Raw genomic sequence first — 19537 nt, forward strand, 5'->3', positions numbered from 1 at the left:
GACGGGCTCAGCTGCGGCCAGTCACTTTGCGTTTCGGGCGCACGCCCAAGTGACCAACGGCGCTTCCCTAGCCCACTAAATGACGCCCCGACCCGCTGCCATGGGCGAGCAGCGGCGGGACGCTAGCGGCCCTTAGGCCGCCAGAGCGTAACCGTTATTGTCTGCGGGTAAATTTCGCAGTCTGTTTGTTTAACGGGACAACAGCACCCCGGCGTGCGACCACGGCCTTCTTGTTTCCGTCGAACCCATTTCGCCCCCATAACCAGGCGAGCCCTGAGGCTCACGGGAAGCCGTTACGCTCCTTTTAATCTAAGTCCTGCCCGCGCCCGGCGCAATCGCGGACATCGAAGCGCTGGAGCCTCGCCGGTTTGGACCGGACGCAAGTTCGTGTAGCCTATGCCGGTCAGCGCGCAACGATGGCCAAGCGAATCCTCGGTATCTCCGCCTACTACCATGACAGCGCGGCCGCGCTCGTGTGCGACGGCGAAATCGTAGCCGCCGCGCAGGAGGAGCGTTTCACCCGCAAAAAGCACGACGCATCCTTTCCCCATCGCGCCGCCGCCTGGTGCCTTGGCTCGGCCGGTCTTCGGCTCGAGGATCTCGATTCAATCGTTTTTTACGACAAGCCCTGGGTGAAGTTCGAACGCATGATGGAGACTTACCTGGGCTACGCGCCGCGCGGGCTCGGTTCGTTTCTGACTGCGATGCCGGTGTGGCTCAAGGAGAAGCTCAACCTGCGTTCGGCGTTGAAGCGCGAACTCGCCTCGCTCGACGGCGGCAGACTCGACACGCTTGCGCCGCTGCTCTTCACCGAGCATCACCAGGCCCACGCCGCCTCGGCCTTTTTCGCAAGCCCCTTCTGGCGCGCCGCCGTGCTCTGTCTCGACGGCGTGGGCGAGTGGGCGACAACCTCGCTCTGGCTCGGCGATGGCAATCGGCTCACGCCGCAGTGGCAAATCGATTTCCCCCACTCGCTCGGCCTGCTCTACTCGGCCTTCACCTACTACACCGGCTTCCGGGTGAACTCGGGCGAGTACAAGGTGATGGGCCTGGCCCCGTACGGCGAGCCGCGATACGTCGGTGCGATTCTCGAACATCTGATCGACATCAAACCCGACGGCACATTCCGTCTCAACACGGAATATTTCAATTACGTCACCGGCCTTACGATGACCAACGAGCGTTTCGACGCGCTTTTCGGCGGGCCGCCGCGCAAGCCCGAGGCGCCGCTCACGCAGCGCGAGATGGACCTGGCGGCGTCGATTCAGAAAGTCACCGAGGACGTGGTCTCGCGCCTGGCGCTGACCGCGCGGCGCGAACTGGACGCCGACTATCTTTGCCTGGCGGGCGGCGTCGCGCTCAACTGCGTCGCCAACGGCCGCCTGCTGCGCGAAGGGACCTTCCGCGACATCTGGATCCAGCCGGCCGCGGGCGACGCCGGCGGCGCGATCGGCGCGGCGCTGGCCGGATGGCATCTTTACGGCGGCGCGCCGCGCGAAGTCGACGGCGACGATCGGATGCGCGGCACGTTTCTCGGGCCCAGCTTCGGTGAGGCCGAGGTAAAGGACGCGCTCGATCGCGCGGGCGCGCGCTACCGGCGCCTGGGCGAAACCGAGCTGCTCGAAGCGGTCGCCGCGAGCCTCGCCGAGGGCGCTGTGGTCGGATGGTTCCAGGGGCGGATGGAGTTCGGGCCGCGCGCGCTCGGCAATCGCTCGATCCTGGGCGACCCGCGCAACACGAAAATGCAATCGGTGATGAATCTCAAGATAAAGTACCGCGAATCGTTCCGGCCGTTCGCGCCCGCGGTGCTGGTCGAGCGCACGGCGGACTACTTCGAACTCGATCGCCCCAGCCCCTACATGGGACTGGTGGCGAAAGTGCGCGAGGATCTGCGCCTGCCGATGAGCGACGAGCAGCAGCGCCTTTTCGGTATCGATAGGCTCAACGTGCCGCGCTCGAGCATCCCGGCCGTCACCCACGTCGATTACTCGGCGCGGATCCAGAGCGTGGACGCGCGCACCAACCCGCGTTTTCATCGGCTGATCGAGCGCTTCGCCGCGCTGAGCGGATGCGCCGTGCTGGTCAACACTTCCTTCAACGTGCGCGGCGAGCCGATCGTCTGCACGCCCGAAGATGCCTACCGCTGTTTCATGCGTACCGAGATGGACCTGCTCGTGGTCGGCGATTTCATCCTCACTAAGAGCGACCAGCCCGAGCGTCCGCGCGACGATAGCTGGAAGCGCGAGTTCGAGCTCGACTGACGGCCCGACGGCGATGGAGTCGAGAGCAGGGGAGCAGCGGCCTCCGAAGGCGGAGCTGCGGAATTTCGGCCTGGTGCTGGGCGCGCTGTTCGCGGTGCTGTTCGGCGCGCTGCCGCTTTGGCGGCATCACAGGCTGGTCCAATGGCCGTGGATCGCGGCCGCGGTGCTGTGGCTGGCGGCGCTCTTGTGGCCGCGGAGCCTCGCTTCGCTCCATCGATGGTGGACGCGCCTTGGGCATGCGCTCGGATGGTTCAACACGCGCGCGATCCTGACCCTGATTTTCTTCGTTCTGATCACGCCCTTCAGCTTCGTGATGTGGGTCATCGGGCGCGATCGGATGAAGCGCGGCTTCGATCCCAAGTGCCAAAGCTACCGCGTGCCGAGCCATCCGCGTCCGCCGCAAGGGATGGAGAAACCGTTCTGAGCTCGCCGCCGCCTCGCGGTCGCGCTCCGCAACGGCGTTGGCGCAATAGTCGGTTCATAGGCTCGCTACTGCTGTGAAGACGCCTTGCCGGGAGATTGCGGATTCTGCACGGGCAACTGTTAGAATGCGAGCCATCCTTGCGTGCTGTGGACCGGCCCGCGGCTCCGCCGTTTACCGGAGTTAGACCGACGATGCTCGATCTGTTGAAGGACCTGTGGGGTTTTGCGAGTGAACGCAAGAAGTTCTGGCTGGTGCCGCTCATCGGCACGCTGCTGGTCCTGAGCGTGCTTATCGCGATCGCTGAATTCTCTACCGTAGCTCCGTTTATCTATACGCTGTTTTAGGCCGGTGAGCAGCACAAAACGCGTTGCCGCCAACCTGGTGCTCGCGCTGGCCGGCGTGGCGTTTGCTTTCATCGTGGCCGAAATCGCGGTGCGCGTGACCGGGCTCGCCAAGGTCAGCCTCTACACCTGGGACGCCTATCGCGGATGGGGCCTCAAACCAGGCGCCGCCGGATGGCAGCGCGAAGAAGGCGCGGGCTTCGTCAGCGTCAACAGCGCGGGCTTTCGCGGTCCGGAATGGACGATCGCCAAGCCTCCCGGCACACTGCGCATCGCGGTCATCGGCGACTCTTTCACCGAAGCGCCGCACGTCGCCTACGACGAGACGTTCTGCGCGGTGGCCGAGCGTGCGCTTGGCGGATGCAAGGGGCTCGGCGGGAGAAAGGTCCAGGTGATGGACTTCGGGATCGACGCCTATGGTACTGCGCAGGAGCTGATCACGCTGCGCCGCGACGTCTGGCAGTACTCGCCGGACGCCGTGGTGCTCGCTTTTTTCTCCGGCAACGACGTGCGCAACAACTCGACCGTGCTGGAGACCGACAAGTGCCGCCCGTTCTACGTTTTCCAGGACCATAAACTCGTGCTGGCCGGACCGTTCGAGCGATCGCGATGGTTCTATCTGTCGTGCATGATGCGGTTCGAGTCGCGCCACTCGCAGGTCCTCAACCTTATCGGCGACGCCAAGAGCGATATCCGATCGAAAATGAAAGCGCGGAAAGCCGCGCGCGAGGCTGCCGCCGCATCAGCGTCCGTCTCTGCCGTGTCGGCGATCAGCGCGACCCAGCCCGCGGGGAGTGCGCCCGCGCGGGCGGAGCAACCCAACGGTCGCGCTGCCCGCGCAACCGCGGCGCTCCAGCCCGCGCCGCTCGGTCACGAGGCCGGGCTCGACGACGATATCTACAGACCGCCTTCGACACCGGTGATGCAGGACGCGTGGCGGGTTACCGACGGGATCATCACGATGATCGCGCGCGAGACCGCGGCGCATCATGTGCCGCTTCTGGTCGTTACGATCGCCACTCCGCCGCAAATCTATCCGTCGCCGCTCGTGCGAAGCTACTACGCGATGACCTACCACTCATCCGACCTTTTCTATCCTGACGAACGAATCACGGCGCTCGGCGCGCGCGAGGGTTTCGAGGTGTTGAACTTGGCGCCGCCGATGCAGGCTTACGCCGATGCGCATCAGGCGTTCCTCGCCGGCTTCAAGACGACCAAACTCGGAGTGGGGCATTGGAACGCTGACGGCCATCGGGTGGCCGGCGAGCTTATCGCGCAGAAGATCTGCGCGATGCTCTCGGGGGGGCACGCATCCCGAACTCGCGCATTGAGTGCGCCGGCGGCGATGCTCCGTCGGACTTGCGGCGGCGTGCCCCGCCCCCTATGGTTTTTGACGGGCGGCGGTTGGACGCCCGTAACGAGGGGGAATACCACACATGACCGACTCAAAGGCGGCCGAATCGAGAAGGATGGGCGCTAACCGCGGCCACATCTTGATCGCGGCGCTGACGGCCGCATTCGGACTGCTGGCGCTGGCCGCGACCGCAAGACCGCAGGGTCAAGCGCAGCCTACGCCTCAGCCGACCAAGGAAGCCCGTCACGGCAAGGCAGGCGCGCACGCCAAGCAAGCGAAGGCGGCGACGAAAAAGCGAAGAGTCATCCCGGTGACGATCGCCAAGGGCGAAACCTACACCATCTCCGGCCTCAAACAGGGCGCCAAAACCGACTCGAAAGCGGGAAAGAATCCCAACGCGCTCAGCATCCAGCCGCAGTCCTCGGGCGATATCATCCTGCTTGGCACCGAAGGCGGCAGCTGGAAGATCGATGCGACGCTCGCCGATGGCGAAGAAGTGACGTACGACGTGAAGGTCAAGGCCGAAGCGCCGCCGATTAATTCGCTCGCTCCGGGCAGCGCTCCAACGGCGATCGGACCTTGACCGCTATCGCGCCCTGACGGCGACGATCCGCCGTCGGGCTGCGCGGCTCAACGCCGCCGGCCTCGGCCCTCAGCGCGGCGGCAGGACCAGGATCTGGCCGTTCATCTCCGGCTGATGCACGGCGCATCGAAAGGCGAAAAGCCCCTCGCGATGGAACGTATATGTGTATGAGGTCTTCGACAGGGGCTTAAGCCGCAGATGCATCAGCGCGTGCCCCGGGCGATCCTCGAGCATGAAATCATGATCGTCATCAGACTGCAGGTTCCACAGCGTTATCCGCGTCGGCTGGTCGCGATGGACCGCGATGAAAGCCGGTGAGAAGGCATAGACTTCGCCGAAATGCCCGATCGTCTCCTTGGGCCCCGTCTCCTTGACCGCGACCGCTTCGGTAAGGATGACGATGTCGGCGGTAGCGCCGCCGTCGCTCGCCACCGTCACGATCCTGGAGGCGGCAGCGTCAGGCATGAAAGAACGCGCCGCGCCCTCCGCCGGGGCCGCCCGGGACCTCGTATCGGCGGCCCCTGCGGATAACCCAATGAGCATCGCGGCCGCGACGCAGACGGCGGTCAGGCACGCTTGCGTTCGCGGCAGCCGGCCTGGTAGCGGGGGAGAACAGGAATCGCATTGCGGATACATAGTCGTCCTCTCGCGCGGCAAATCGCGCCGCGGCGGCCATCGTGTTGCGTCTTTGATCCGGTTAGGATTTTAGGCGATGTCGAACGATTCTCGCATATCCGGCGCGGGACGCGTCGTCCTGGTCACCGGTGGAGCCGGCTTTATCGGATCGCATCTGGCCGATGCGTTGCTCGAGCGCGGCCATGCGGTTCGCGTGCTCGACAATTTCATGACCGGCAGCCGCGCGAACCTCAACCCGCGCGCCGAGCTTATTGAGGCCGACGTCCGCGAGTCTGCGGCGATCGAACCGGCCTTCGCCGGGGTCGATTGCGTTTTTCATACCGCGGCGCTGCCGCGCGTGGGATTGTCGATCGAACGACCGGTCGAGACCCATCTGGTCAACGTGGTCGGCACGCTCAATGTGCTGATGGCGGCGCGCGCGTCCCGCGTGCGCCGCGTGATCTATTCGGGATCCTCGTCGGTTTACGGCGAACAACCGGGGGCGCATCCGCGGATGGCGCTTAGCGAGACGATGCCGCCGAATCCGCTAAGCCCCTATGCGTTGCAGAAGCTGATGGGCGAGGAATACATGCGCATGTTCCATCGGCTGTACGGCTTGAGCGCGGTCTCGCTGCGCTACTTCAGCGTGTATGGGCCGCGAATGGACCTGGAAGGGGCGTACGCGACGGTTATCGGAGCGTTTCTGCGCGCCCGGCGCGAGGGGCGGCCGCTCGAGATTCGCGGAGATGGCGAGCAGCGGCGCGACTTCACTCACGTGCGCGATGTGGTGCGGGCGAACCTGGCCGCGATGGACTGTGCGCTATCCGACGGTAGCGCGATCAACGTCGGGCGCGGCGACTCGCTCAGCGTCAATCAGATCGCGGCGCTCGTCGGCGGACCGCGCGTAAGCGCCGCGCCGCGGCCGGGCGAACCGCGCGACACGCTGGCCGACCTCGCGCGCAGCCGCGCGATCCTTGGATGGAGTCCCGAAATCGCGACCGCGGACGGGGTGCGCGAGCTGATGCGGCTTTACGGACTGCCGCTGGCCGGATGAGCCCTCAGTAGGGTTTGCTGACCAGCACGCGATCGGCTTTGAGGGCGTCGATTTGCGCGTCGGAGTAGTCCAGGTATTTGCGCAGGATCAACTCGTTGTGCTCGCCGAGCAGCGGCGCCTGCAGATTCTTCGGGCTGGGAAATTCCGAAAAGCGAATCGGGAAGCCCGGAACCTTGATATCGCCGAGTACCTGATCGTGCACGTCGGCCACGGTGCCGCGCTCGCGCAGGTGCGGATGGTTCATCGCCTCCTCCAGCGCGCGAATCGGCGCGACCGGGATGCGCGCCGCGCGCATCACGTCGAGCGACTTGTCGTCATCGGGCATCGAGGCGAGCCAGGCCTCGACCACCTCGGTCACCGCGTCGCGATTCTTCACCCGCGCCGCCAGGTCGGCAAAGCGGGGATCTCGCGCAAGCTCCGGCCGTCCCATCGCCTCGCAGAAGAGCGCCCAATGCCGATCCATCCAGGCCATGATGATGAAATAAATCTTGCGTCCCTTGAAAACCCCGCACGGGCTGAGCCCCGGATAGTAGCGGCCGGAGCGCTCGACGTGCGCGCTCCCGCCGCTCGCGCTGAATAGCTCCACGCCCATGTCCTGGTAGCCGAAGTACGAGTCGAGCAGCGAGACGTCGATATACTGTCCGACGCCGGAGCGCTCGCGATGGAGCAGCGCGCACGCGATCGCCCCCATTCCGTGTACGCCCGTGCTGACGTCGCCGATCGCCATCAGCGGAATTACCGGCGGCCCGTCCTTGTCGCCGATTAGCCCGGTGACGCCGGCGTAGGCCTGGCCGATCAGATCGAAACCGGGATCCTCGGAGAGCGGCCCGGTCTGCCCGAAAGTCGACACCGAGCACATCACGATGCGCGGGTTGAGCTTGCTCACTTCGGGATAGCCGAAACCGAGCCGCGCGATCGTGCCGGGCGCGAAGTTTTCGACCAGGACGTCGACCCGCTTGGTAAGCTCGCGCAGGATCGCGGCGCCCTCGGGGTGGCGCGCGTCGAGGCAGAGGCTCATCTTGCCCAGGTTGTGCTGGACGTAGTAGCCGCTGCGGTTGTCGCGCACGTAAGGGATGAGCCGCGCGCGGTCGCCGTCGGGCGCGAGTTCGACCTTGATAACCTCGGCCCCCATCGTCGCCATCAACCGCGTCACCGTCGGTCCCGCGACGAACTGGGTAAAATCGAGGACTTTGTAGCCGTCGAGGACGTGTCGGAACTGAGCTGAAGCCATCGTTTAGTCTCCGGGCGAAGGCGCGCTCTGGTGGCAAAAATTGCTCTAGCAAGGTGCGCGCGCGGTTCGCAAGCCGGCGCCGTTCACGCGTGCTCTTTGGGAGAGGGTAAGGATGGAGCCCTCCCCCACACGGGGGGGAGGGAGTCCAGAGTCAGAGGCAGAAGGCGGGAACGCAAACCCCCGCGCCCCGGCGTGCGAATCAGCATGGCGCACTCACGCAGGTGAGCGCGCAAGCGCGGCGTCCGCGGCAGGCCTAGGCCACCTGCGGATGGACCGTGCCGGTCTGGCTGCCCGAAGCGGACGCCGATGACAGCACGCGCACTGGCAAAATCACCAGGCTGAGCCCGTGCACCTGCAGCCAGCTCTGCAGTTCGAGTGCGGTGTGATTGTGCAGGAAGCGGCTGATGAAGCCTTCCAGTTCGGCTTCGAAGATGAGCTTGCCGGCGAAGAAGACGGCTTGCGGGAATTCGTGGGCCACGTCCAGACAGAGCTTGCGCAACTCGACGACGACGTCGGGGCCGATACTCACCCGCAGTTCGGAATGCAGGCCCAGGTCAGTAGCGAAGCGGCAGTACTCGCTTAGATCCTCGGCCACCTGTTGTTCGAGGCGTTTGACCTCATCGGGGCCCTTCATCCGCGATGATTCGACCTCGCCCACGCCGATGAAGATCACGTTGCGGTACTGGTCGCGAAACAGCCGGCGCAGCGTCAGCAGAGTCGCCAGTCCGAGGCCGTTGAAGCCGTTGACCAGAAGCACTGCGGTCGGCGCGGCGGGATCGAATTTTTCGGGCGGGCTTTCCTTGGCCGCGAACAGCTCGGGCAGGATGTCGGCTTCGAGCTGTTCGATGGCTTGCGCGATGTACTCGTAATGATGGCGCACCATGTAGCAGAGCGCGACCAGCGCGCCGGTGATCAGGATCGTCACCCAGCCGCCTTCGTCGAACTTGAGCGTGACCGTGAGCATCAGGATGAGCGCCGTGAACATGCATCCGACGCCGTTGATCGCAAGCTTGCGCCGCCAGTTCGGTTCGTTCGTGCGCTCCTGCCACCAGTGTACGCTCATCCCTAGCTGCGAAAGCGTAAACGTGACGAACACGTTGATCGCATAGAGAACGACCAGCAAATCGACGCGCGCGTGCGTGAAGACCAGGATCCCGATCGCCGCGAGGCCCATCGCGAACACTCCGTCCTGGGTCACCAGGCGGGAGCTGAGCTGCGAGAAGCGCCGCGGCAGCCATCGATCCACCGCCATCGTCGCCAGCACGCGTGGTCCGTCGATAAACCCGGTCTGCGCAGCGACGAACAGCAGCGCGCCTTCGGTGATGAGGGTGAAGGTTACGATCGGCACGCCGACTCGCAGGCCGAACAGACTCCAGTTGTTGGCCACGCGCTCGAACAGCACGGCGTTGAGCGTCTGGCCATGGACCGGCGCGACGTCGAAGAGCAGGTAACAGATGAGGATGCCGCCGGCCAGCCCCGCCAGCGAAATTGCCATGTAGAGCATCGTGCGCTTGCCCGTCGCGGTGCGCGGTTCGCGCAGGATCGGCAGGCCGTTGCTGACCGCTTCGATTCCGGTGTAAGTGCCGGCGCCCATGCTGTAGGCGCGAAAGAAGATGATCGCGAGCGCCAGGATCCCTATCGTGCTGAAGCCGCTATGGACCTGGTTGATGGCGTCGCGGGTGATCGTCGGCAACTCGGGGCTGCGCTCGAGCAGCGCGTAACCGACCAGCGACGCGTGCATCAGTACGAAGGCAATAAAGATCGGCAGCAGCGAAAGCACCGATTCCTTGACCCCGCGCAGATTCATCCCGACCATCAGCACCACGACCGCGAGGCAGACCCAGAACTTGAGCCACAGCCAGTTGGTCGGCAGGAAGCTGAAGATCGCGTCGGCGCCGCTGGCGATCGAGATCGCAATCGTCAAGACGTAGTCGATCACCAGCGCGCATCCTGATGCGAGCCCAGGATAGGGCCCGAGCAGCTTGGTCGCCACCAGGTAGCCGCCGCCGCCGGAGGGAAACAGATCGATGGTTTGCGAATACGATGCCGAGATGATGAAGACGGTGAGCGCCGTCATAACCGCCAGGAACACCGCGAGATACTGGTCGTGGCCGAGCGCGAGGAACGCTTCCTCGGGACCGTAACACGACGAACTGAGTCCGTCGGAACCGAGGCCGACCCAGGCCAGGAACGCGATCAGCGAGAGGCTATGAAAGATTCCAGGATCGCGAACGTCGCGCGGCGGTCCGATAATGACGTCGGTGAGCGTACGTTTGCTCCCACCATTGGCCCCGTCGGCGAGAGTGCGTTTGGCAGAGCCTTCGCGACTGGATTGTGTTCCCATCGTTTATAACTGAGAGGTGCTCCTATTAGCTGGAGCAGTCTAGACGCTAACTCGCGACCGGACTAGAAGGAGCCGCTAAGTTACTGATTTGACAGCGAAATCGAATGAATAGACCGCACGCCCGAGCCCCAGTTTATAGCGCGCGGCGTCGATCAGATTCTGCATCAGCGCGAGTACGGTCATCGGGCCGGTCCCGCCCGGATTCAGCGTCAACCATCCCGCGACCTCCTTTACCCGATCGAAATCGACGTCGCCGACGAATTTTCCGTCCTCCACCCGGCGAAATCCCACGTCGATCACGCACGCGCCCGGCTTCACCATGTCGGCGGTTATCAGAAAGGCTCTGCCGGCGACTTCCGCGCCGGCGCACGAGACCACGATATCGGCCTCGCGGCAGATCGCGCCGAGATCGCGGGTGTGGCGATGGCACCAGGTCACTGTCGCGTTGCACATCCGGCCGCCCAGGATGAGCGCCATCGGCTTGCCCGCGATGTCGCTGCGCCCGATCACGGCCGCGCGTGCGCCGTCGGTGGGGACGCCGTAGCACTTGAGCAGCGTCAGCACGCCGCGCGGAGTGCAGGGGATGAAACGGCCCAACTGCGCTCGGTAGAAATCGCCGACGTTGACCGTGCCCACCGCGTCCACGTCCTTGCCCGGATCGATCGCGTCGAACAGCCTGAAGGAATCGACATGTGCCGGTATCGGCAGCTGCAACAGGATGCCCGCTATCGATGTATCGGCATTAAGCCGCGCTATTTCTTCCAGCAGGCGCCCGGTCGTCGCCTCCTCGGCGGTCATCGTGACCAGCCGGCTTTCAAACCCAAGCTCTTCGGCGAAGCGGCGCTTGTTGCGTACGTACTGGCGCGAGGCCGGGTCGTCGCCGATAAGCAGGGCGGCGAGAGCGGGGAGTCGACGCTGTCGCTGCTTAAGCTCGAGCGCATAGCGTTCGAGTTCCGGGCGTAGGATGCGGCTGACCTCGCGCCCGTCCATGATTTTGGCAGTCATTCCCGAGAGGTTCCTTGCGAGAGATCTTTGCCCGAGAGATCCTTGTTCGATCCTGAATGCGACTCGCGCCGCCGGTTCGCCTTCCTATAGTACCGATCCTGCGGACGCAAATCGTCTAGCCGCGCAGGGGATCGTCCAATCGCGCATGCGAAGGACGAGACTTGCGCGAGACCTGCGCGAGACTTGGGGCGGATAAGTTGTGGGAGAACGTTAGCCGCGCGCCTCGACGGCTCTCCGGCCCTATCCCGCCCTTTGATAGAATCGGAACCCACATGGAAGCTCTCGGGCGCACCACTTTGTTCGGGCTGCATCAGCGGCTCGGCGCGCGGATGACCGTGTTCGGCGGTTTCGAGATGCCCGTTAGCTACAGCGGGATAATCGAGGAGCATCTCGCCGTGCGTTCGCGCGCCGGAATTTTCGACCTTGGCCACATGGGCGAGTTCGAATTGACCGGCGCGCGCGCGCTCGGGCTGCTCGAGCGCGCGCTGAGCAACGCGGCGGCGCGGCTCGAGATCGGCCGCGCGCAATACACGCTGATGTGCACGCCTGAGGGCGGGACGATCGACGACCTGATCGTTTACCGGCTCGGCGACGCGCGCTACATGCTGTGCGTCAACGCCTCGAATATAGCGCCCGACCGCGAATGGCTGCTCGAACTCGGGGCGAAGGATGACGGCTTTCGCGATCTTAGCGAGGAAACCGGGCTCGTAGCCGTGCAGGGCCCGCAGGCGCTGGCGGTTTTGCGGCCGCTTACGAGTGCGCCGCTCGACGCGATGCGGCGGTTCGCCGTGACTGAGGCGGAGGTCGCGGGCCGGCGATGCGTCATCGCGCGCACCGGCTATACCGGCGAGGACGGGTTCGAGCTTTTCACGGCCGCCCCCGGCGCGGAGGCGCTCTTCAGCGCCATTCTCGAAGCCGGAGCGCCCGCCGGGATGCTGCCGTGCGGATTGGGCGCGCGCGACACGCTGCGGATGGAAGCCGGGTTGCCGCTCTATGGCCATGAGCTTGACCGCGCAACTTCGCCGCTGGAGGCGGGACTCGACGCGTTCGTAAAGCTTGGGCGCGAGTTCGTTGGCGCCGCGGCGCTCGGTGCAGAGCGGCGCGACGGGCTTAGGCGACGTCTGGTTGGAATTCGCACCGGCGACGGGCGCAGCGTGGCCCGCCAGGGATACAAGCTGTTCGCCGGCGACCGCGAGGTCGGAATCATGACCAGCGGGACTTTCGCCCCCACGTTCAATCGGCCGCTCGGGATGGCTTACCTGGCGTCGGAGGCGGCAGCGCGGGAGTCTGTCGAGGTCGAGATACGCAACCGCCGCGTCGGCGCCGCGGTAACCGCATTGCCGTTCTATCGCCGCGGCAAAGGGCCGGCGCCGAATACATAGTCGGGACGATTAGCCAGTGCAGAGCTGTACTTGGTATCCAAATATCACGGAGAACAGATCCAACCGATGAGATTCTTTGCTCATACCGAAATCGATGTTCGCGCGATGCTCGAGACGATCGGCGCGCGCGGGCTCGACGATTTGATTACGCACGTGCCGGCCAATCTGCGCGCGAGCGCGGCCATGGACCTTGCGCCGGGGAAAAACGAGCCGGAAATCGCCGCCGACCTCGGAGCGCTCGCCGCGCGCAATACCGGCGCGTCCGCCTTCGCGAGCTTCCTCGGCTTCGGCGCTTACCGCCATTACGTGCCGGCGGCCGTGCGCGCGATCACCGCGCGCGCCGAATTCGCCACGAGCTATACGCCCTATCAGCCCGAGGCCAGCCAGGGCACGGTCGAAGCGATTTTCGAATTCCAGACCATGATCACCCAGCTGACCGGCCTCGAGGTCGCCAACGCCAGCATGTACGACGGCGCTTCGGCGGCGGCCGAGGCGGTCCTGATGGCGCATCGGGTGATGCCCAAGCGCACCCGGGTCGCGCTTTCCCGCGCGCTCTGGCCCGACTATCGCGCCACCGTGCGCACCTACCTGAGCGCGCTCGAGCATCTGGAAATCATCGAGTTGCCGTTCGATTCGCAAAGCGGCGTGATCGATATCGCCGCGCTCAAGCGCGTGGCCGACGACCGGCTGCTGTGCTCGGTAATCGGCTATCCGAACGCCTTTGGAATCGTCGAGCCGCTCGGTGAGGCGGCGGCGCTCACCCGCGCTGCGGGCGCGATTGCGATCGCAGTCACCGCCGAACCGCTCGCGCTCGGGCTTTTGAAGTCGCCTGGCGAGCTCGGCGCGGATGTTGCGGTCGGCGAGGGACAGAGCTTCGGTCTCGGGCCGCAATTCGGCGGACCCGGAGTCGGTTTCATGGCCGCCCGCACGGCGCATCTGCGCCAGATGCCCGGCCGGCTGGTCGGCGAGACGCACGACCGGGACGGGCGGCGCGCGTGGTGCCTGACGTTGGCTACGCGCGAGCAGCATATCCGGCGCGAGCGCGCGACCTCGAACATCTGCACTAACCATTCGCTGTGCGCGCTCGCGGCCACGGTGTATCTCGCGATGATGGGGCGGCGGGGGCTCCGCGAGCTGGCCTCGCGCAACGTAGAGGCCGCGCATCGCGCGGCCGCGGCGCTGGCCGCCGCCGGCGTGCCCTCACGCTTCAGCGCGCCGTTCTTCAACGAATTCGTGATTAGCGCCAAGGACTCGGAAGCGGCGCTCGCGCGCGCCGAACGCGCCGGAATCCTGGCCGGCGTCGCGCTCGACCGCTATTGGCCCGAGCTTGGCGGCGCCCTGCTGGTCAGCGTCACCGAGATGAATACTCAGTCGGAACTCGAGCGGCTCGCCGGCGCGCTCGCCGGAGTGAACTGATGGGGGGAGAGAGGGAGACGAAGATGGCGACCGCGGGCAAGATCGCGAGCGGCGACGGCGACGACGCTGGGGCGCAAGCGTCCGCCGCGCAGCGCGCGGCGGACGTACGGAGCGTCGCGACGCTTTTCGAGGAGTCGGCGGCCGGACGTTCCGGGACGGACGTGGCGCCGCGCGCCGCCGGCGAGGCTGATGCGGCTGCAATCCTGGGCGCGACGCTTTGCCGCGACGACATTCCCGGCTTTCCGGAACTCAGCGAGCCTCAGGTGATGCGTCATTTCCTGCGCCTCTCGCAGCTCAACTTCGGACAGGCGCTTCAGTTCTATCCGCTCGGCTCGTGCACGATGAAGTACAATCCCGTGCTCAACGACGAGATGGCGGCGCTCGCCGGCTTTGCCGGACTGCATCCGATGACTCCGGCGCATCTTGCGCAGGGCGCGCTCGAACTGATGGCGCGGCTGGAGGCGGCGCTCGCCGAGATAACCGGGATGGACGCCGTATCGCTCCATCCGGCGGCCGGCGCGCAGGGCGAGCTTACCGGGCTGCTGATGACGCGCGCATACCATCGCAAGCGCGGCGCCGCACGCCACAAGGTCATCATTCCCGACACTGCGCACGGGACCAATCCGGCGAGCTGCACGCTGGCGGGGTTCGAGGTTGTGGTCGCGAAGTCGAATCGGCGCGGCTTTCTCGAGGCGGCCGAGATTCGCCGGCTCTTGAGCGACGACGTCGCGGCGCTGATGGTCACCAACCCCAACACGCTCGGAATTTTCGAGCCCGAGATCGAGGCGATCGCCGCCGCGCTGCACGAGCGCGGCGCGCTGCTCTACCTCGATGGCGCCAACATGAACGCGCTGCTCGGCGTGGCCAAGCCCGGCCACATGGGCGCCGATATCGTTCAGCTCAATCTGCACAAAACCTTTTCGACCCCGCACGGCGGTGGCGGTCCGGGTGCGGGTCCGGTCGCGGTGAAGCGCGATCTCGAACCCTTTCTGCCCACGCCGCGCCTGCGCCACAACGGCGGGGCCTGGCGTTTCGACTACGAGCGTCCCGATTCGATCGGGAGGCTGCGCGCGTTTTATGGGAATTTCGGGATGCTGGTGCGGGCGTATGCGTACATCCTCGCGCTCGGCGGAAACGGGCTGGCCGAGGCCAGCCGGTTCGCGATTCTTGCCGCCAACTATGTGCGCAAGCGGCTGGAGCCACACTTTCCGAGCGCCACACCGGAACCCTCGATGCACGAATGCGTGCTGACACATGACCTCGAAAAACGCGCCGACGTGAGCACGCTCGATATCGCCAAACGCCTGCTCGACTTCGGAATCCATCCGCCGACGATCTATTTCCCGCTGGTGGTGCATGGCGCGCTGATGATCGAGCCCACCGAGACGGAGGCGCGCGCGACTCTCGACGCGTTCGTTGACGCGATGGAGAAGATTTACGCGGAAGCGCTGAACGATCCGGAGAAAGTACGCACTGCCCCGCACTCGCTATCGCTCTCGCGCGTCGATGAGGCCCACGCCGCGCGCCATCCGGTGCTCCGCTGGCAGCCGAAAGATAAGTAGCCTGGGCGCGCGGTTCAGCGTGGCTGCGACTTCGCGGCGGCGAAGCCGAGCGCGCGCACATAGTCTGCGGGCGTGTTGATGTTGAAACAGCTAAGCGCGTCGGGATCCGCGCGCCGGTATTCGGCCTGCGCAACGATACGGCAACTGGCCGCTTCGGCGACCGCGCTAAGGCGGCGCTCGCCGCGCGCGAGCATCGCGTCGAGCGCGCCGGCGCATCGCCGGCGATATGCCGCGTGCAGCGGTTGCAGACGTCCGCCGGCCTCGGGAATGACCGCGTCGTCGTGCTCGCCTATCAGGGACAAGAGCCACGCCGCCACCTCCGCGCGGAGCATCGGCAGGTCGCACGAGCAGGCAAAGGCAAGGTCATGGCGGGCCGCACGCAGACCTCGCGCGAGCGCGCCAGCCGGCCCTTCAAACGCGCTGTCGTCGCGCACGATCGTCGCCCCGCCGAGCGCCGGAAGTTCGATCGCCGCCGCTTGGGGCGCAGCAACTATCACGATGTCGTCGAAGGCTCGCCTCAATTCAGTGGCGATCCGTTCGATCAGCGTCGCGCCCTCGAAGACCAGCATCGCCTTGGGCCGGCCGCCCATCCGGGCGCTGCGCCCGCCGGCCAGGACGACCGCGCTGGCGGATTTGACCGACTTCATCGACTTGGCAGACCCGGCGGCGCGGCTTTTGCGCCGCGCGCGCACCTCGCAAGCTTAGCAGAGTGAACAGGGATACTCCGGCGGGGCGGCACGATGATTTTGCCGCGGACGCCGCCGCCCGTTATTGTCGTTCGCGAGTGGCAATCAAGAGCTCACCGCTGATCGCACAGTACCTCAGCGTCAAGCAGAAGGTGCCTGACGCGATCCTGTTTTTCCGCCTCGGCGACTTCTACGAAATGATGTTCGAAGATGCCGAGGTCGGCGCGCGGGTGCTCGATATCCAGCTCACCTCGCGCTCCAAAGACGGGGTGCCGCTGTGCGGCGTGCCGTACCATTCCGCCGAACCCTATATCGCCAAGCTGCTCAAGGCCGGGTTGAAGGTCGCGATCTGCGAGCAGACGCAGCCCGAGCCGCGCCCGCGCGCGCCGGGAGCCGCCCGCGTTTCCGGAAAAGCATCCGGGTCATCCGAGCCGTTTCAGTTGACGCCGCAGCGCGGCCTGATGCCGCGGCAGATCGTGCGCGTGATCACACCCGGCACCGTGAGCGAAGAGACGGTGCTCGCCTCCGGCGAAAAGAGCTTCCTGCTCGCGCTCGCCGCAAGCGCGTCGGGCGAGGGCGGTTTCGCGCTGGCCGCGGTGGACGTATCGACCGGCGAGTTTCTCGCGACGCGAATCGCAGGCGCCGCCGGAGTACGCGAGGAGATCGCGCGAATCGCGCCGCGCGAGATTATCGCGTCAAGGGGCGATAGCGCACTCGCGGCGCTGCTCGAGGGCGTCGAATGCCCGGTCAGCTGGCTCGACGGCGCTGCTTTCGACGCGCAGCGCTCGCGCGAGGCGCTCGCCGCGCGCTTCGGCGCCGAAGCGGCGGGCGCGCTCGCCGAGACCGTGACCGTCGCCGCCGGCGCCGCGCTCATTTACGTCGAGCAAACCTTCGGACGCGAGCTCGCCCATCTGCGCCCGCCGCATCCGTATCGCGCTGCGGAATACATGCTGGTCGATGAGGTCAGCCGGCGCCATCTGGAACTCGTGGTCTCCTCCGACGGCACGCGCCGCGGCTCGCTGCTCGCGGTGCTCGACGAGAGCCTGACGCCGGTCGGCGCGCGCGCGCTGCAGAAGTGGATCGTCTATCCGCTGCTCGACCTCGAGGCCATCTGCGCGCGCCATGACGCGGTCGAAGAGCTGTTCGAGACCGACCTCGGCGGCGAAGTGGCGGACGCGCTCAGGCGAATCGGCGACCTCGAACGGCTGGCCGGCCGAATCGGAAGCCTGCGCGCCTCGCCCCGCGATTGCCTCAGGCTGGAGCAGGCGCTGCGGGCGGTCGGTGCGCTCCGTGCCGCGCTGCAACGATGCAAAAGCGCGCTCATCCGCGAGCTCGCCGCGCGGATCGTGCCGATGCCCGAGCTGGCCGAGCGGATCGACGCAACGCTCAGCGACGAGCCGCCGGTAAATCCGCGCGACGGTAACGTGATTCGAACGGGCTTCAACGCCGAAGTTGACGAACTGCGCTCGCTCGCTTCCGATGCGCGCGGGGTGATCGCCGAGCTCGAAGCAACCGAGCGCGCGCGCAGCAATATTCCTTCGCTCAAGGTCCGCTACAACCAGGTCTTCGGCTACTACATCGAGGTCACCAGGCCCAACCTTGACCGCGTGCCCGCGGACTACGAGCGCAAGCAGACGCTGGTCGGGGCGGAACGCTTTACCACCCCGGCGCTGAAGGAGCTCGAACGCAAAATCCTCGGCGCCGAGTCGGGGTTGAAGGAACTCGAACTCGGCCTGTTCACCACGCTGGTGGGTGATCTGGCGCTCCATGCGGGACCGATTCTGGCGACGGCGGCCGCGGTCGGCGAGTTCGATGCGTTGCTCGCCCTGGCCGCGGTCGCGCGCAGGCGCGGGTACGTGCGGCCGCGGATGAACTCAGGGTTGGCGCTTTCGGTTCGCGACGGACGCCATCCGGTGCTCGAGGCTGCGATGCGCGCGGGCGAATTCGTGCCCAACGATCTCCAGACCGATCCCGACGAACGCCAGCTCCTGCTCATCACTGGACCCAATATGGCCGGCAAGTCGACCTATCTCCGCCAGGTCGCGCTGATCGTGATCATGGCGCAGATGGGAAGTTTCGTGCCCGCGACCGAGGCGGAGTTGGGGTTGGTGGACCGCGTGCTTACCCGGATCGGCGCGCGCGACGATCTGCGCCGAGGCGAGTCCACCTTCATGGTCGAGATGCGCGAGACCTCGCGCCTGCTGATGGGCCTGGACCAGCGCAGCCTGCTGTTGCTCGACGAAGTCGGCCGCGGCACCAGCACGTTCGACGGCCTCGCAATCGCCTGGGCGCTGGCCGAGCATCTGCACGACAACACGCGCGCCAAGGTTCTCTTCGCCACTCATTTCCACGAATTGACCGATCTTGCGCGGGAGCGCCGGCGCGTAAAGAATCTCAGTATGGCGGTGCGGGAGTGGGAGGGTGAGGTGCTGTTCCTAAGGCGCGTCATCGAGCAGCCGGCCAGCCGCAGCTACGGAATCGAAGTCGCGCGGCTTGCCGGATTGCCTGAAACCGTGGTCGCGCGCGCGCGCCAGATCCTGGCCAACCTCGAGATGGGCGAGCTTGACGAAGCGGGACAGGCCCGACTTGCGCATCGTCCAGACCCCGAGGGCGGCGGCGCCGGTCAGCTCGGACTTTTCACACCGGCCGAGCGGCGCGTCGTCGATGAATTGAAGACCCTCGAGGTCGAACGGCTGACGCCGATCGAAGCGCTCAATGCGCTGGCGCGCGCGGTCGGCCGGCTGAGGCAGGGCGAGGGTTAGCGGCCGCGCGGTGGTCGTTGGATGCGCCCGGCGCGAAAACGGCATCGGTGACGAGGTGATGGATTGCGGATGAGGGTTTCGCGCTGGACTCGGATCGGCGCAGCCGCGGCGCTTGGCGCGTCGGCGCTTGCATCGCTCGCGGCTGGCGCCGGCGCCGCAGTGATCGACAGCGCTGCGGCGGTCGAGCGCGGCGCAATCGTTGAACTGCGCTTCGGAGTGCACGGCAAGGGGCTCGGTTGGACGCTCAGCGCGCACGGCAACGAGCTCTGGATAGATCTCGCGAATACGCGGATCGATCTTCCGCCGCGTCCGCTCTATGGCCGCGAGCGCGCACCGGTTGTGTCCGTGCGCGCCATCGACGCCGAAGGAAATCGATCGCGCCTGGTGATCCAGGTTGCCGGCAAGACCGACTACGCGGTCGGCAAATTGCCGCATGAGCTGTTGATTCGACTGGCTCCGGCGGGCGAGGCTTCGAACCTGGCCGCGCCGGTGCTGGTGCGCGCCGAACACCGCGGAG

The 19537-nt window shown here is 66.1% G+C and carries 16 protein-coding genes and 1 other RNA gene; 11 read left to right on the top strand and 6 right to left on the bottom strand.

The window, feature by feature from the left end; all coding sequences use genetic code 11:
• Positions 1 to 258, bottom strand: a transfer-messenger RNA (tmRNA) gene (ssrA, locus tag VMI09_10525); the annotation flags it as partial.
• 158 nt (positions 259 to 416) lie between these two features.
• Between ssrA and VMI09_10530 the strand changes: the two genes are divergently transcribed.
• The 5 genes from VMI09_10530 (at position 417) to VMI09_10550 (ending at position 4963) form a co-directional block, all read left to right on the top strand.
• Complete coding sequence (locus VMI09_10530) at positions 417 to 2261, top strand: carbamoyltransferase (protein HTQ25122.1); 1845 nt, start codon at positions 417 to 419, stop codon at positions 2259 to 2261.
• 13 nt (positions 2262 to 2274) lie between these two features.
• A complete protein-coding gene (locus tag VMI09_10535; GenBank protein ID HTQ25123.1) occupies positions 2275 to 2685 on the top strand; it encodes an SxtJ family membrane protein in 411 nt (136 codons plus the stop codon).
• Positions 2686 to 2876: 191 nt separating this feature from the next.
• Complete coding sequence (locus VMI09_10540; protein ID HTQ25124.1) at positions 2877 to 3029, top strand: DUF5989 family protein; 153 nt, start codon at positions 2877 to 2879, stop codon at positions 3027 to 3029.
• Between the two features lie 4 nt (positions 3030 to 3033).
• A complete protein-coding gene (locus VMI09_10545) occupies positions 3034 to 4506 on the top strand; it encodes an SGNH/GDSL hydrolase family protein (protein ID HTQ25125.1) in 1473 nt (490 codons plus the stop codon).
• Complete coding sequence (locus VMI09_10550; GenBank protein HTQ25126.1) at positions 4463 to 4963, top strand: hypothetical protein; 501 nt, start codon at positions 4463 to 4465, stop codon at positions 4961 to 4963. The genes VMI09_10545 and VMI09_10550 overlap by 44 nt, the downstream gene beginning before the upstream one ends.
• Positions 4964 to 5032: 69 nt before the next feature.
• On the opposite strand, the gene VMI09_10555 is transcribed toward VMI09_10550, so the two are convergent.
• Positions 5033 to 5428 (bottom strand): hypothetical protein, encoded by a 396-nt coding sequence (locus tag VMI09_10555; GenBank protein ID HTQ25127.1) that lies wholly within the window; start codon positions 5426 to 5428, stop codon positions 5033 to 5035.
• Positions 5429 to 5675: 247 nt separating this feature from the next.
• Between VMI09_10555 and VMI09_10560 the strand changes: the two genes are divergently transcribed.
• Positions 5676 to 6632: an NAD-dependent epimerase/dehydratase family protein gene (locus tag VMI09_10560; GenBank protein HTQ25128.1), complete on the top strand. Its 957-nt coding sequence runs from the start codon at positions 5676 to 5678 to the stop codon at positions 6630 to 6632.
• A gap of 4 nt (positions 6633 to 6636) precedes the next feature.
• On the opposite strand, the gene VMI09_10565 is transcribed toward VMI09_10560, so the two are convergent.
• The 3 genes from VMI09_10565 to VMI09_10575 all read right to left on the bottom strand — a co-directional run bounded on the left by VMI09_10565 (position 6637) and on the right by VMI09_10575 (position 11212).
• Complete coding sequence (locus VMI09_10565) at positions 6637 to 7863, bottom strand: CaiB/BaiF CoA-transferase family protein (GenBank protein HTQ25129.1); 1227 nt, start codon at positions 7861 to 7863, stop codon at positions 6637 to 6639.
• A gap of 253 nt (positions 7864 to 8116) precedes the next feature.
• Positions 8117 to 10207: an APC family permease gene (locus VMI09_10570; protein HTQ25130.1), complete on the bottom strand. Its 2091-nt coding sequence runs from the start codon at positions 10205 to 10207 to the stop codon at positions 8117 to 8119.
• Positions 10208 to 10282: 75 nt separating this feature from the next.
• A complete protein-coding gene (locus VMI09_10575) occupies positions 10283 to 11212 on the bottom strand; it encodes a bifunctional 5,10-methylenetetrahydrofolate dehydrogenase/5,10-methenyltetrahydrofolate cyclohydrolase (GenBank protein ID HTQ25131.1) in 930 nt (309 codons plus the stop codon).
• Between the two features lie 272 nt (positions 11213 to 11484).
• Here VMI09_10575 and gcvT point away from each other — a divergent pair, with 272 nt between their 5' ends.
• The 3 genes from gcvT (at position 11485) to gcvPB (ending at position 15572) form a co-directional block, all read left to right on the top strand.
• A complete protein-coding gene (gcvT, locus tag VMI09_10580) occupies positions 11485 to 12594 on the top strand; it encodes a glycine cleavage system aminomethyltransferase GcvT (protein HTQ25132.1) in 1110 nt (369 codons plus the stop codon).
• Positions 12595 to 12660: 66 nt separating this feature from the next.
• On the top strand, positions 12661 to 14010 hold the full coding sequence (gene gcvPA / locus VMI09_10585) for an aminomethyl-transferring glycine dehydrogenase subunit GcvPA (GenBank protein ID HTQ25133.1): 1350 nt from the start codon (positions 12661 to 12663) through the stop codon (positions 14008 to 14010).
• Complete coding sequence (gene gcvPB / locus VMI09_10590; protein ID HTQ25134.1) at positions 14010 to 15572, top strand: aminomethyl-transferring glycine dehydrogenase subunit GcvPB; 1563 nt, start codon at positions 14010 to 14012, stop codon at positions 15570 to 15572. Before gcvPA ends, gcvPB begins: the two co-directional genes overlap by 1 nt.
• Before the next feature lie 14 nt (positions 15573 to 15586).
• Here the strand turns inward: gcvPB and VMI09_10595 are convergent, their stop codons facing one another.
• A complete protein-coding gene (locus tag VMI09_10595) occupies positions 15587 to 16219 on the bottom strand; it encodes a molybdenum cofactor guanylyltransferase (GenBank protein HTQ25135.1) in 633 nt (210 codons plus the stop codon).
• A gap of 137 nt (positions 16220 to 16356) precedes the next feature.
• On the opposite strand from VMI09_10595, the gene mutS reads away from it, so the two are divergent.
• Together mutS and VMI09_10605 are read left to right on the top strand one after the other, a co-directional pair.
• Positions 16357 to 19020 carry a DNA mismatch repair protein MutS gene (gene mutS, locus VMI09_10600; GenBank protein ID HTQ25136.1) on the top strand — a complete coding sequence of 888 codons (2664 nt, stop codon included), beginning with the start codon at positions 16357 to 16359 and terminating at the stop codon, positions 19018 to 19020.
• 69 nt (positions 19021 to 19089) lie between these two features.
• A partial coding sequence (locus tag VMI09_10605; protein ID HTQ25137.1) for an AMIN domain-containing protein occupies positions 19090 to 19537 on the top strand: 448 nt, incomplete at its 3' end.

It is taken from the genome of Candidatus Binataceae bacterium, from assembly GCA_035500095.1.
Taxonomy (GTDB): domain Bacteria; phylum Desulfobacterota; class Binatia; order Binatales; family Binataceae; genus JAKAVN01.